Origin of the sequence: Pseudomonas sp. NPDC089918 (genome assembly GCF_050280605.1) — a bacterium.
GTDB lineage: Bacteria > Pseudomonadota > Gammaproteobacteria > Pseudomonadales > Pseudomonadaceae > Aquipseudomonas.
On record NZ_JBNNVP010000039.1, the window covers coordinates 19,910 to 32,776 of the forward strand.

Annotated in this window: 11 protein-coding genes; 1 reads left to right on the forward strand and 10 read right to left on the reverse strand. The window is 60.3% G+C overall.

Annotation, left to right across the window (positions count from 1 at the left end):
• Positions 1 to 62 precede the first annotated feature (62 nt).
• The 6 genes from ACQKPC_RS23485 to ACQKPC_RS23510 are packed head-to-tail and all read right to left on the reverse strand — an operon-like array spanning position 63 to position 4,299.
• On the reverse strand, positions 63 to 1,745 hold the full coding sequence (locus ACQKPC_RS23485) for an AMP-binding protein (RefSeq protein WP_427626643.1): 1,683 nt from the start codon (positions 1,743 to 1,745) through the stop codon (positions 63 to 65).
• The gene (locus ACQKPC_RS23490) at positions 1,742 to 2,287 is read right to left on the reverse strand and encodes a hypothetical protein (protein ID WP_007903177.1); all 546 of its coding nucleotides are present in this window, start codon (positions 2,285 to 2,287) and stop codon (positions 1,742 to 1,744) included. Before ACQKPC_RS23490 ends, ACQKPC_RS23485 begins: the two co-directional genes overlap by 4 nt.
• Positions 2,284 to 2,538, reverse strand: a complete 255-nt coding sequence (locus tag ACQKPC_RS23495; protein WP_007903178.1) for an acyl carrier protein — start codon at positions 2,536 to 2,538, stop codon at positions 2,284 to 2,286. The genes ACQKPC_RS23490 and ACQKPC_RS23495 overlap by 4 nt, the downstream gene beginning before the upstream one ends.
• 9 nt (positions 2,539 to 2,547) lie before the next feature.
• Positions 2,548 to 2,808 carry a phosphopantetheine-binding protein gene (locus ACQKPC_RS23500; protein WP_008071040.1) on the reverse strand — a complete coding sequence of 87 codons (261 nt, stop codon included), beginning with the start codon at positions 2,806 to 2,808 and terminating at the stop codon, positions 2,548 to 2,550.
• Positions 2,789 to 3,598, reverse strand: coding sequence for a lysophospholipid acyltransferase family protein (locus ACQKPC_RS23505; RefSeq protein WP_008071041.1), 810 nt, complete (start codon positions 3,596 to 3,598; stop codon positions 2,789 to 2,791). Before ACQKPC_RS23505 ends, ACQKPC_RS23500 begins: the two co-directional genes overlap by 20 nt.
• Positions 3,574 to 4,299: a beta-ketoacyl synthase chain length factor gene (locus ACQKPC_RS23510; RefSeq protein ID WP_123499895.1), complete on the reverse strand. Its 726-nt coding sequence runs from the start codon at positions 4,297 to 4,299 to the stop codon at positions 3,574 to 3,576. The genes ACQKPC_RS23505 and ACQKPC_RS23510 overlap by 25 nt, the downstream gene beginning before the upstream one ends.
• A 357-nt stretch (positions 4,300 to 4,656) precedes the next feature.
• Between ACQKPC_RS23510 and ACQKPC_RS23515 the strand changes: the two genes are divergently transcribed.
• Complete coding sequence (locus ACQKPC_RS23515; protein WP_427626647.1) at positions 4,657 to 5,427, forward strand: ParA family protein; 771 nt, start codon at positions 4,657 to 4,659, stop codon at positions 5,425 to 5,427.
• Between the two features lie 133 nt (positions 5,428 to 5,560).
• On the opposite strand, the gene trxC is transcribed toward ACQKPC_RS23515, so the two are convergent.
• The 4 genes from trxC to ACQKPC_RS23535 form a co-directional block, all read right to left on the reverse strand.
• Positions 5,561 to 5,995, reverse strand: a complete 435-nt coding sequence (trxC, locus tag ACQKPC_RS23520; protein ID WP_030129872.1) for a thioredoxin TrxC — start codon at positions 5,993 to 5,995, stop codon at positions 5,561 to 5,563.
• Between the two features lie 116 nt (positions 5,996 to 6,111).
• Entirely contained in the window at positions 6,112 to 7,575 is a 1,464-nt protein-coding gene (selO, locus tag ACQKPC_RS23525) for a protein adenylyltransferase SelO (protein ID WP_427626649.1), read from the reverse strand.
• Positions 7,576 to 7,623: 48 nt separating this feature from the next.
• Positions 7,624 to 10,974 carry a mechanosensitive channel MscK gene (gene mscK / locus ACQKPC_RS23530; protein WP_427626651.1) on the reverse strand — a complete coding sequence of 1,117 codons (3,351 nt, stop codon included), beginning with the start codon at positions 10,972 to 10,974 and terminating at the stop codon, positions 7,624 to 7,626.
• Between the two features lie 34 nt (positions 10,975 to 11,008).
• Entirely contained in the window at positions 11,009 to 12,751 is a 1,743-nt protein-coding gene (locus ACQKPC_RS23535; protein ID WP_008009120.1) for a potassium/proton antiporter, read from the reverse strand.
• Positions 12,752 to 12,867 lie beyond the last annotated feature (116 nt).

Consider the following 12,867-nt stretch of genomic DNA (forward strand, 5'->3'; position numbering starts at 1 on the left):
CTGCGTTGGTTGATTTGGGGGCCGCTTCGCAGCCCAGCGGGAGCAAGCTCCCTCGCCACAGGTTATGCATCGCTTGACGCCTCCAGCAAAATCCGCCCACTGGAGCAGGTGGCGGTTTCATTGCGATAGGCGAAATACAATTTGCTGCGCGCCGAGTCGAAGCGCAGGTGCAGCTGGATTTCATCACCGGGGCGTACCAGTTGCTGGAATTTCAGCACTTCCATACCGGAAAATTTTGCCGGCAGATTCATCAATTGCTGGCCCAGGCTCAATGCCCAATCCACCTGCACCACACCTGGCAATACCGGCGCTCGGGGAAAGTGGCCGCTGAAATACGCCAGGTCTGGCGGGACCGCCAGTTGCAGGCTCCACTCGCCATCGACTTCGAGCTGCTCCAGCACTTCCGGCGCTTTTGGACGGGGTGCCAGCAGCAAGGCTTCCACCTCGGCCTGGGGCAGTTTGCCTTGCGCGTTCAGCGGTAGCTGCCGCAACAAGCGCCAGCGGCGTGGCAGGGCCAGCGTTTCACAATGTTGACTCAGATGCTGACGCAAGACTTGAGTAAGGCTGCGTCGACCCTGATTGCGCAAGGCACGCAGGCCTCGCTCGCTGAGTACCAGCAGCGCCCCTAATGAAGCGCGGTTTTCCTGAACCACACCGAGACGCGCTTCGGCGACCCAGTCGTGAGCCATCAGTGCTTGTTCAAGCATCGGTAGCGAAATACGTTTTTCTTCCAGTTTGACGATTCGGTCCAGCCGACCCAACAGCTCGAAACGGCCGTCGGCGGCGATGCGCGCGGCATCGGCGGTGTGTTCAATATGGCCGGCAGGCAAGTACGGTGAGGCGATAAGCAGGGCGCCATCGCTGTCCTGGCTCAGCGCAACATCGGCGAAGGGCTGCCAGAGATGCTGGCCCTGACGCCAGGCGATGCCGCCGGTTTCCGAACTGCCGAAGATTTCTGTCGGCCATTGTTGCAGGCGCTCATGCAGGCTTTTCGCCGCTTCGGCGGGCAGCGCGCCACCGGAGGAAAACACTCGGCGCACCGCGCCCAGTGCTGGCCAGTCGAGGTTGTCGCCCATGCGCTTGAGCAGCGCCGGGCTGGCGACCCAGGCGAAGACCGGGTGTTCGCGGCTGGCGCGCTGCAAGTCTTCCGGGAAGGCCAATTGCTTGCGGACGAACGAGCGCCCGGCGCACAACGGCCACAGGACCCGAAACAGCAACCCGTAGATGTGCTGCGTGGCGACGCTGCCGATGATGCAGGCGTCGCCCAGATCTGCGCCCCACAGATGCTCCAGCGCTTCGACTTCATTGGCCAATTGGCGCAGGGTTTTGTCGATACGCTTGGGTTCACCACTGGAACCGGAGGTGCACAGGCTCAGTTGACAGCAATCCAGATCCAGCGGGTTGGCCGGCAGCGGTGGATGCCGATAATCGCTCAGGTGCGCGTCGGTAGCCTGATCGGTCAGCCACAGATCGACCTCGGTCGACCAGCGCTGGCGAGTCTGCGCTTGCAGGTCGGCGGGCAACAGTACGCTGACCCCGGCACGCCAGGCGCCGAGCAGGGCAATGGCCAGGTCGGCAGCGTCCTCAAGGTGCACGGCGATGCGCTGTACGCCTTGCACTTGCAGGCCGGCAGCCAGGCTCAGAGCCTGTTCGCACAATTGCGCATGATTCAACGCCGGTTCCACCGTCACGGCACGGTCCGGCTGAGCCTTGAGCAACAGTTGCTCAAGTGTTATCCAATTCATGGGCGGCCTCTTACCCGTTGTCGTATCAGCCATTCAATGGCAAACATCAGGCCGATCAATCCATAGGAGATCAGGCCGGTGTACAACATCCACCAACTCAGCGGCGCCCAAAGGGTCAGGGCAGCGGCGCACAAGCCGTTGCAGAGAAAAAACACGCTCCAGGCAATCGTCACCTGGCGGGTGTAGCGAATGGCCCTGGCCGGCAACTCCGGCTCTCGCAGACGGGCCAGACGTTCAATCATCGGCGGGCCATATTTCAGGCTCAGGCCGAACAGCGCCAGCATGAACGCGCTGATCAGCACCGGGTACCAGCGCAGCAGCACCGGGCTGTCGAACAGCGCCAGCAACAGGCAGAACGCGATGGCGACCACGGCCATCCACAGGCTGCCAGGCCGCCGCTCGCCAGTCAGCGCCCGCGCCAGCCACAGGCTGCCCAGCAGCAGACCGAACTGCCACGGGGCAAAATGCTCCATGCCGAAATACACCGCAAAGGGGTACAACAGGCCTGCCAGCAGCAGGCCGAGGCCGATCAGTCGGCTCATGCGGCTGGTTGAACCAGGCGGTAGACCGCCTCGACCACGTCGCTGACGGTACGCACCGATTTGAATTCTTCGGCAGCGATTTTCTTGCCGGTCTGGCGTTTGATGTGATCGATCAGGTCGACCGCATCGATGCTGTCGATTTCCAGATCCTGATACAGGTTGGACCCCAGACTGATGCGCTCGGGCTCCAGCTCGAAGAGTTCGACCAGAGCATCGCGCAGGGTATTGAAAATATCGTCACGAGTTTGCATGGTCCGGTCTCAAGCTGCCTGTTTTGCAGTGACGAACGCCGCAAGGCTCGCCACGTTGGTGAAGTGATTACGGGTGTCCTTGGCGTCGGCATCGATTTTGATGCCGTACTTTTTCTGGATGGCCAAGCCGAGTTCCAGGGCGTCTACCGAGTCCAGGCCCAAGCCTTCGCCGAACAGCGTTTGTTCATCGCCGATATCATCGACGCTGATGTCTTCGAGGCCCAGGGCTTCGATGATCAGTTCTTTTATCTCACGGTGTAGATCGCTCATCTTCGGCGAGCTCCTTAATAAAGTAATGGTGCAAATAATCATTGAGCTTGCGCGAGGCCTGAGGCGCAGGCCCTTGCGTAGCGAAGGCCTGTGGGTCTATATCGGCCCCGACGCGAAAACTGAAGTGCACGCGGCGTTTGGGAATCCGATACCAGGGTTCGGCCTTGGTCAATGTGGTCGGGCTGACCTTGATGATCACCGGGGTGAGGATTCTCGCACCGCGCAGGGCGATTGCCGCGCCCCCCCGATGAAAGGCCGGCGGTTTACCGGGTTGGGTGCGGGTGCCCTCGGGAAAGATGATCAGGGTCTGACCGCTTTTCAACGCGTCGGCAGCGGCGTCGAGCATATCCATGCTGCCATCGTTGCTGATGTAATCGGTGCGGCGTAGCGGGGCGCGGGTGAACGGGTTTTCCCAGAGGCTTTTCTTGACCACACAGTTGGAGTGGCCCACCAGGCCGATCAAAAACACCACATCGATCAACGAGGGGTGATTGGCAACGATCATTTGCCCTGGCCGTCCGAGTTTTTCCGCGCCCTGGATGTCATAAGTCAGCACGCCAGTGCGAGCCATGAACCGAATGAAAAACCAGAAACAGCGGCTCACTGTCTGTCGGGCACGCTGACGATGGGCCTGAGCGTCTCCCGGCAGGCAACTCAGCAGCGGGAATACCACCAATCGCAGGCATAGCCCGCCCAACCCGAACAGGGTGAAGCTTGCGGCAGTGGCCAGCAGGCGCCAGTAATAGGCGTCGCGGTTTTTATCGGTCACAGGTTGCGTTGCCAGGTCCATACACGATTTTTCCAGGCATGTTGGCAGGTCGTTTGCTGGCCGAGCAGGGTACGCAACAGATTCAGGGCATGGGGCCAGTGGGTTTTGGACAACGCTTGCGAGGTGCTGTTCAGCGACAGCTGCCACTGATTGCCAGGCGTAATCAACAGGCCCACCGCGTAGGGGAATGGCACATCGTCGATCCAGGCCGAGTAGGCTGCGGGCGGTTGCTCTTCTGTCACCACCAGCAGTACCGCGGGCGCGCCTTCCTCAAGCAGCGCCGCCGCTTCTAGCATGCCGTGTTCAAGGCCATCGCCAGCCGCGGCGAGGGCGGTCATTTCGCTGGTTTCGCCACGCATGATCGACCACAGGCCGATCACCGCGTTGTGCACCGACAAGCTGAACTGAGTGGGCGACAACGGTTGATCAGTCGCCAGATCGCTGAGAATGTCGAAGGTGCGCGGGGTTTCGCCATGGCGGGAAATAAAGACCAACGGTAGGTCCTGGCGACCATCGGCCAAAGGCCAGCCGACGCTGAACGCCATCCGCGCCAGACGGCTGAGTCGCCGACGCTGCATGGCCGGCAGAAACGACACATCGGGGGCGGCATCGCTGCGCTCGAGCACGATCGGTTGCCGGCTCCAGGCCTGCCAGTCATCCACGCTTTCAAGCCCGGGGGCCCACGCGCGCCATTGGGCGATGTTGAAGTTGATCACAGACATTCATCCCGCCCCTGCGGGCTTCCTTTTGACGCGGTGAGTCGCAAAAATCGCGGCAGACCTTACGTGGCGCTTAACGCCGAGTGGCGCGCATTATCCCGGTGCGGCGGGCGTGTAGCAAATGCTGGTTACATTTTGTGCAACGAAATGTACCGTCTGGTTCGCGAAAAAGCTGTCGTTTAGCCATTATCCATGTTGCGTCGGACATGTCTGTCAGCTCTATCGGCTGTCGTTGGGCGAGTTGGCGGTTTTTTTCGACGGAAATTACCAATGACTGTGTAGTCCCGATGCCAGCAAGGTAGCTAAGCAGCGCCGTGGACTACTACACTCGGTCATTCTTTGATACACGGAGGTTTTGACATGCGGCGCGTGGTGTTCAATCAGAAAGGTGGCGTGGGCAAGTCAAGTATTGCCTGCAATCTGGCGGCGGTCAGCGCCAGCGAAGGCTATCGCACGCTGTTGGTGGATCTCGATGCCCAGGCCAACTCCACTCAATACCTGACGGGACTCACCGGTGACGATATCCCGATGGGGATCGCTGACTTCTTCAAGCAGACTCTGTCCTCCGGGCCGTTCTCGAAGAAAAGCCAGGTCGATATCTACGAAACTCCATTCGATAACCTTCACGTCGTTACCGCTACTGCCGAGCTGGCTGACTTGCAGCCCAAGCTTGAGGCCAAGCACAAGATCAACAAGCTGCGAAAATTGCTCGAGGAACTGGACGGCGATTACGACCGAATCTACCTCGATACCCCTCCAGCGCTGAATTTCTATGCTGTCTCGGCGTTGATCGCCGCTGATCGTGTGCTGATTCCCTTCGATTGCGACAGTTTCTCGCGTCAGGCGCTGTATGGCTTGCTGGCGGAAATCGAAGAATTGAAGGAAGACCACAACGAAGGGCTGGAGGTTGAAGGCATTGTCGTCAACCAGTTCCAGGCCCGCGCCAGTTTGCCTCAACAGATCCTCGACGAACTGATCGCCGAAGGGCTACCGGTGTTGCCGGTGTACCTGGCCAGTTCAGTGCGGATGCGCGAATCCCATCAGGCCAACACGCCGCTGATCCATCTCGACCCACGACACAAACTGACTCTGCAGTTCGTCGACCTGCACAACCTGCTGGAAAACACCTGAATCGCTGTTGTTGGCGCGAAAACCATGTGGGAGCGGGCTTGCTCGCGAAGGGGTCATAACAGTCAACATCATCGCTGATTGATAGACCGCTTTCGCGAGCAAGCCCGCTCCCACATTTGGCTTCGTGTAGTTTTCAAATCCCCTGACTACGCAACCAGCTCATCAACTGCGGTAACGGGAAGGCCCCGCTCTGGCGAGCCACTTCCCGGCCGTTCTTGAACAGAATCAGGCTCGGGATCGAGCGAATCCCCAACTGCGCCGACAATTGCTGATTTGCCTCGCTGTCCAGCTTGGCCAGCCGACACTTGCCCGCCAATTGCCCCGCCGCCTGCTCGAACACCGGCGCAAACGACTTGCACGGCCCGCACCAGTCCGCCCACACATCCACCAGCAACGGCAGGTCGCCCTTGATCTGACTGGCGTAATCGCCTTGCTTCAATTCGAATGGCTTGTTCAGCAGGACTTCGGCCTTGCAGCGACCGCATTTTGGATGATCGTTGAGGCGCTCGGCGGGGATGCGGTTCAGGCCGTTGCAGTGGGGGCAGGGGATGAGGAGTGGGTCGGTCATGATTGGCTCTCAGTCGGGCAGTCTATGGAACTGATCTGGAGTTGAAGGTGGTCTTTATCAAGGAGACAGGTTTTAGACCACTATCTTCCTCGGTTGCGAAAAGGGCCTATCTGCACTCACGACGAACAACTGATCTCCAGATGCTTGCCCCACTCCGGCGGCCGCTCGGCATAGCTCTCCATTCCAGGCTGCTCCTCGAACGGATTGCTCAATACCGCGTGCAAACGACGAACTTCTGCATAGTCGCCACTTTCCGCCGCATCGATGGCTTTTTGCGCCAGATAGTTACGCAGGATGTACAGCGGATTGACCGCATGCATGCGCGTGCGGCGCTGTTCCTGGTCAACCCCGCCTTCACGGGCAACCCGGGCGATGTAGAGCTCGCCCCACGTATCGAAGCCCTTGATGTCGACGAAGTCATCGCGCAAACGGGCGACGGCCTGTTCCGGTGACTCATCCCCAAGGCGGCGGAAGAACAGGCTGTAGTCGACGCCGCTGTTCTGCATCAGTTGCAGCAGGTGTTCCAGCAGTTTCTGGTCGTCGTCTTCGGCAGTGGTTAGACCGAGACGGCGGCGCATCAGGTCCAGGTAGTGGGCCTGGAACAGCGGCAGGTACAGACCGAGGGTTTCGCGCAGGGCTTCGACGCTGATGAACGGCGTCAGGGCCTGGGCGAGGGCGCTGAGGTTCCACTGGCCGATCGGCACCTGGTTGCTGAAGGAGTAGCGGCCCTGGTCATCGGAGTGGTTGCAGATGAAGTGGGCGTCGAAGTCGTCGAGGAAGGCGAACGGGCCGAAGTCGAAGGTGATGCCCAGGATCGACATGTTGTCGGTGTTCATCACGCCGTGGCAGAACCCATAGGCCTGCCATTTGGCAATCAGCTCGGCATTGCGTTCGACGATTTCGCGGAACATCGCCAGGTACGGTTCCGGCTGTTCCAGGCAATGCGGGAAATGCATGGCCAGCACGTGCTCGCCGAGTTCTTTCTGTTGCTCGGGGCGCTTGGTGTAGTAGAAAAATTCGAAATTCCCGAAGCGCACATGGCTCGGTGCCAGGCGCAAGACCATGGCCGCGCGTTCCTGTTTCTCGCGCCAGACCGGCGTATCGGAGCCGATCACGCACAGTGCGCGCGTGGTGGGAATGTTCAGTGCGTGCAGGGCTTCGGAGGCGAGAAACTCGCGGATCGATGAGCGCAGCACCGCCCGGCCATCGCCCATGCGCGAATAGGGCGTCTGACCGGCGCCCTTGAGGTGCAGGTCCCAATGCTCGCCAGCGTCGTTATAGACCTCGCCCAGTAACAGGCCGCGACCGTCACCCAACTGCGGGTTGTAGGAACCGAACTGATGCCCGGAATAGACCATCGCTCGCGGCTCGGCCTCGGCCCAGAGCTTGTGGCCGCCGAACAGTTCGGCGAATACCGGCGTCTCGGCCACGGCCGGGTCCAGGTCCAGCAACGCCATGGCGGCGGGGCTGGCGACCACCAGTCGCGGAGCGGCGATGGGCTCGGGCAGCACATGGGTTGAGAACGCATCGCCCAGGCGGGCGAAGCGATTGTCGAAGGTCAGTTCGTCGAGGGCTTTCAACGGCCATCTCCAGCAGAATGTCCGAGCATTCTGCTAGGGATAGCGCGGTTAGTCGAGTTCGACAGGTGGCGGTTCGCGCCGCGGTTTGCTGTCGACCACCGGCACGATGGTTTTGGTTTCCGGCTCGATCGGCACCATCTTGTATTCCTGGCCGTGAAGGTTCTTGAGGTAGACCTCCATCTGCCGGAACGAGATGTTGATGTGCTGCTTCTTGAACTCGCGATTGATGAAGCGGTTGACTTCATCGAGCACCGGGTTGCGGTCGCCGAGGTCGCGCACATGCATGCGCAACTCGTGGTCGAGGGTGCTTTCGCCGAAGTTCAGGAAGTACACGTGGGGTTCCGGATCCTTCAGCACGCGCGGGTTATCCCGGGCAGCCTTGAGCAGCAGCTCTTTCACCAGGTCCAGGTCCGAGCCATAGTCGACACCGAGCTTGAGGGTTACCCGGGTGATGGTGTCGGTCAGGGACCAGTTGATCAGTTGCCCGGTGATGAACGTCTTGTTCGGGACGATGATGTCCTTGCGGTCGAAGTCGGTGATGGTCGTGGCGCGGATGCGGATCTTGCTCACTGTGCCCGACAGGTTGCCAATGGTGATGGTGTCGCCGATCCGCACCGGGCGTTCGAACAGGATCATGATGCCGGAGATGAAGTTGGCGAAGATCTCCTGCATCCCGAAACCGAGGCCGACCGACAGTGCGGCCACCAGCCATTGCAACTTGTCCCAACTCACGCCGAGCGTGGACAGGGTCGAGACGAAACCGACGCCAGCAATCACATAGGACAGCAGCGTGGTCGTGGCGTAGGAACTGCCTTGGGCCAGGTTCAGCTTCGACAGCACAAACACTTCCAGCAAGCCCGGCAGGTTGCGCGCCAGCGCAAAGGTGATGCCGATGATGATCAGCGCGCCGAGCATGTCGCCGATGCTGATCGGCACCATGCTCATGTTGGCACCGGTGCCGCTGGTGTATTCGTAAAGGGTGATGTTGTCCAGGTACGAGAACACCGAGATCAGGTCCGACCAGACCCAATACAGCGCCGCGATGAAACCGCCGAGCAGGGCCAGGCGGATCAGGCGCAGGGACTGCTCGTTGACCTTCTCGATGTCCAGAGTCGGCTCTTCGATCACCGCTTCGCCGTCACCAGCCTCTTTCGCAGCCTGACGTTTGGCCAGTGCGCGTTGATAGGCCAGGCGCCGTGCCGCAACGCTGAGACCACGGACGAAGGTCGCTTCGATCACCAGCCAGAACATCAGCAAGTACAGCGTGTTGATCAACCGGTCGCTGAGTTTCAGCGCGGTGTAGTAGTAGCCAAAGCACACGGCGACGAACAGCGCGATTGGCAGGGCTGTGAACAGAACACCCACGGCCTTGCGGAACAGTGAAGCGTTCTGGTGAGTCGGGCTGCTAACCAGCAGGCGGCTGAGTAGCCAGGCCATCAAGGCGTAGCAAGTCAGCACCACCGGCATGCCGAGCACGTCATCGGCCAGTATCGCTGGTTGCAACTCGGCGACCGCCACCACCGCCACCAGGGCCATCACTACCAGGCCGAGTCGGCGAATCCAGCCTTGAAGGAATTCGACCTGAGGTTTTTCCCAGCGGAAATGCAGTTCGGCCACGCCGCCCGGCGCGAGGATGCGGTAGGCGGTGTAGAACACCAGCCAGGCCTGGGCCATTTGCAGCAGCGCCGCGCCCATATTGGCGTTCTGTCCGCGGGCGTCGATCTGCAACGCCAGGCCGCACAAGGCCAAACCCAGGGATACCGGCATCGCCAGCAGGATGTTGATCAGAATCGCTTGCGGTGTGTGCCACTGGCTGTCGCGCTTGAAATGGCCGATGTCCAGGTGAACTTTGTTGAGGCGGGCATACAGATTCTTTCGGCGCCACAGCAGCGCCCCGATCAGAAAGGCCAGCGGCAGGAACAGCAGCGGCCGCTGCGTCAGGCCATCGGTCAGCTCGCTCACGCTCGAGGCCCACGGCAGGGTGGTGACCTGACGTTCCAGGCGTTCCGGCACGGCGTATATCCACTCAAGATCCAGCGGCTTGTTGCTGGGAATCCAGAACATTTGCTCATCCAGCGTCGCCCTTAGGCTTTGCGCGGTGCTGAGCAGTTGTTTCTGATTGAGTTGCAACGTGATGGATTCGTTGAGCACCGCGCTCAATTCGCGATTCAAGCGCTCCAACAGGTCCGCGCGGGTGGTGGCCAGTTCCAGCAGGCTCTTGCGCAGTTGCGGGGTGACTTGCTCGGGCGGTTGAGTTGCCAGCAGGTTGTCGACATAGGTTGTCGGGTTGCTGAGCAGCTCTCGCTGCTGGCTGACCTCAAACTGGTACAGGCGAATGTCGGCAATCTGATCCGCCAGGTCGCGGTCGAGCCTGAGACGCGGCAGGGCCTGTTTCTGTTTGTACAGAATCTTGGAGAGCAGCAGGCTGCCCTTGAGCACGTTGATCTGTTCGTCCAGCGCCGAGTCGCTCTGGGTCACGCTGTCCAGTTGCTGCTTGGTCTGCAGGTTCTGTTGGGTGACTTCATTGAGGCGGTCGGTGCTTTTGAGCAGGTAGTCGGAGAGCTTCAGGTTGGCCGCGCTTTCGGTGGCCAGCAGGCTGCTGCCGCCGGCCTTCTGCGCTTCGATGGACTGCTGAGTGACGGTCTCTTGAGACTGGGCCAGGCGCTTCTGGTTGATCAGGGTTTGCAGCTCCTGGATCTCCTGATCCAGGCGATTGGATTTTTCCGTGAGCAGGTCATGCTGGCTGTTGCCCAAATCCTGCAACAGGCTGTTGCCGGCCAGTTCCTGGCGACGCAGCGGGATCAAGGCGTTCAGCGCCGCGAGTTCGGCGTTGAGCTGATCGCGTTGCTCGGCGGTCAAGGTCTTGCCGCTGTCCTTGCCGAGCTTGAGGATGTTGTTGATCTGCTGGATGCGTGTCTGGCTGGCAGATATTTCGGCCTGGGCGCGCTCGGGGCGAGTCTGGGCGGTGATGATCAGGCTGTTCGCTTCGGCCAGGGCTTTCTGCAGATCGCTTTGCTGGGTGGAGCGCTCGGTCAGCAATTGCTCAAGCTGCTGAATGGTCTCTTTGGTATAGCGTTGCGCCACCGGCACCACTTTGGTGGCCTTGAGGCGGGTCAGTTCGCGCTGGTTCTCGATGTTCTGCTTTGGCGCATTGGTCAGCTGCTGCTTGAGATCAATCAGCTTCTGATCGTAATCGCGCTGGTTGTTGAGTTGGGTGAGCGTGCCCTGCAAGACCGCTTGCAGGGCCTTTTGATCGGCTTCCGGCAGTTTGCGGTCGGCGATCTTGTTCAGGCTCGCCTGCACGGCTTCGCTGGACGGCGGTTCGGCGGCTTGCAGCGTGCTGATGGAAAGACTCAAGCCCAGCAGGGCCATGATGAAAAAGGTGCGCAGAGTTGACATAAAGACCGATCGAAAACGAGACGAAGTGTGGAGTTTAGAGGAACAGGCCGGGGCCGGGGCGACTTCCTTCGGGGAATCTGACGCCTACCTTACCAATCTTGTTCCCTTCCATGACAGCGACGGTCCAGAGGGTGTTGTTCCATTCCACCTGGTCACCGACTACGGGGGCACCGCCCACTTTCTGGGCAATGAAGTGGCCCAGGGACATGTTTGGATCGATGCCTTCGACTTTCAACCCGTACAGGGCAGCAACCGCGCCCAGCTGGGCGTCTCCTTCGAGTACGAAGTCGCCGAAGAAGCGCAAATCCAGCCCCCGTTGCGGGGCCTGACTGAAGAGTTTTCCGAGGGCCGGAAGGTTGTGTTCATGGCCGATTACGCAGAGCAAATCATCGACTTCGAGCACCGTACTACCCGACGGATGGAGCAGTTGTTGGCCACGAAACAGGGCTGCGATACGGGTACCTTCGGGCATTTTCAGCTCGCGAAGAGGGGATCCAATGCACCATTTCTCGGCACCAAGGCGATACACGAACAGCTCCCATTCACTGGTGACATGCACTTCCAGCGCCGATCGGGAAATCGGCAAGGGCTCCGGCGGGACGGTCACTTTCAAAAGTTTGGCAACCCAGGGCAGGCTCGTGCCTTGCACCAGCAGCGATACCAGGACGATAAAGAACGCCAGATTGAAGTAGAGCTGAGCATTGGGTAGCCCCGCCATCAGCGGGAACACCGCCAGAATGATCGGTACGGCACCGCGCAGGCCAACCCAGGAAATGAATGCCTTTTCGCGGCCATGGAACGCCTTGAAGGGCAACAGGCCGACCAGCACTGACAGCGGGCGGGCAAACAGAATCATCCACAGCGCCAGGCCCAGTGCAGGCAAGGCAATCGGCAGCAGGTCATGGGGCGTAACCAACAGCCCCAGCACCAGGAACATGCCGATCTGCGCCAGCCAGGCCATGCCGTCGAGCATATGCAAAATGCCGTGCCGACTGCGCACCGGGCGGTTGCCGATCACCAGGCCACACAGGTACACCGCCAAAAAGCCGCTGCCGTGCAGGGCGTTGGTCAGGGCAAACACGACCAATCCGCCAGCAATCACCAGAATCGGATAAAGGCCGGTCGCCAGGTTGATACGGTTGACCAGTTGTAGCATCAGCCAGCCACCACCGAGGCCAATCACACCGCCGATGCCGAACTCGCGCATCAAATGCAGGAGCAGATCCCAGTGCAGGCCCGTCTCGCCGCTGGCAAGCATATCGATCAAGGTCACGGTGAGAAACACCGCCATCGGATCGTTGCTGCCGGATTCGATTTCCAGGCTCGCGCTCACCCGTTCGTTCAGGCCCTTGCCGCCCAGCAGCGAGAACACGGCCGCGGCGTCGGTGGAGCCGACGATGGCGCCGATCAGCAGGCCCTGAATCATATTGAGGTCGAACAACCACGCCGCCGCCATTCCGGTCAGTCCGGTGGTAATCAACACCCCGACCGTGGCCAGCGACAGCGCCGGCCATAACGCCACGCGGAAACTCGCCACCCGGGTGCGCAAGCCGCCGTCGAGCAGGATCACTGCCAGGGCGAGGTTGCCGACCAGATAAGCCGTTGGGTAGTTATCGAAAATAATGCCGGCACCGTCGACACCGGCCGACATGCCCACCGCGAGGATGATCACCAGAATCGGGATACCGAGGCGCGATGAAAGTGAGCTCACCAGAATGCTCGCACCTACCAGCAACGCGCCGATCAAGAACAGGCTGTTGATGGTCGTCGCATTCAAAGGCAGTACTCCAGAAAGCTAAAGGCGGGCACAAACTGACCATGCAGTCTGCGTGCCAGCGATTCTAACCTGTTGAAATGTGATGCTGTCAAAAAGCTTTTGACGGCGATCATCCC

Excerpts from the sequence above, each read along its gene's own strand:
- ACQKPC_RS23485 (WP_427626643.1), bottom strand. The coding sequence starts at position 1,745 with ATGAATTGGATAACACTTGAGCAACTGTTGCTCAAGGCTCAGCCGGAC.
- ACQKPC_RS23490 (WP_007903177.1), bottom strand. The coding sequence starts at position 2,287 with ATGAGCCGACTGATCGGCCTCGGCCTGCTGCTGGCAGGCCTGTTGTAC.
- ACQKPC_RS23495 (WP_007903178.1), bottom strand. The coding sequence starts at position 2,538 with ATGCAAACTCGTGACGATATTTTCAATACCCTGCGCGATGCTCTGGTC.
- ACQKPC_RS23500 (WP_008071040.1), bottom strand. The coding sequence starts at position 2,808 with ATGAGCGATCTACACCGTGAGATAAAAGAACTGATCATCGAAGCCCTG.
- ACQKPC_RS23505 (WP_008071041.1), bottom strand. The coding sequence starts at position 3,598 with ATGGACCTGGCAACGCAACCTGTGACCGATAAAAACCGCGACGCCTAT.
- ACQKPC_RS23510 (WP_123499895.1), bottom strand. The coding sequence starts at position 4,299 with ATGTCTGTGATCAACTTCAACATCGCCCAATGGCGCGCGTGGGCCCCC.
- ACQKPC_RS23515 (WP_427626647.1), top strand. The coding sequence starts at position 4,657 with ATGCGGCGCGTGGTGTTCAATCAGAAAGGTGGCGTGGGCAAGTCAAGT.
- trxC (WP_030129872.1), bottom strand. The coding sequence starts at position 5,995 with ATGACCGACCCACTCCTCATCCCCTGCCCCCACTGCAACGGCCTGAAC.
- mscK (WP_427626651.1), bottom strand. The coding sequence starts at position 10,974 with ATGTCAACTCTGCGCACCTTTTTCATCATGGCCCTGCTGGGCTTGAGT.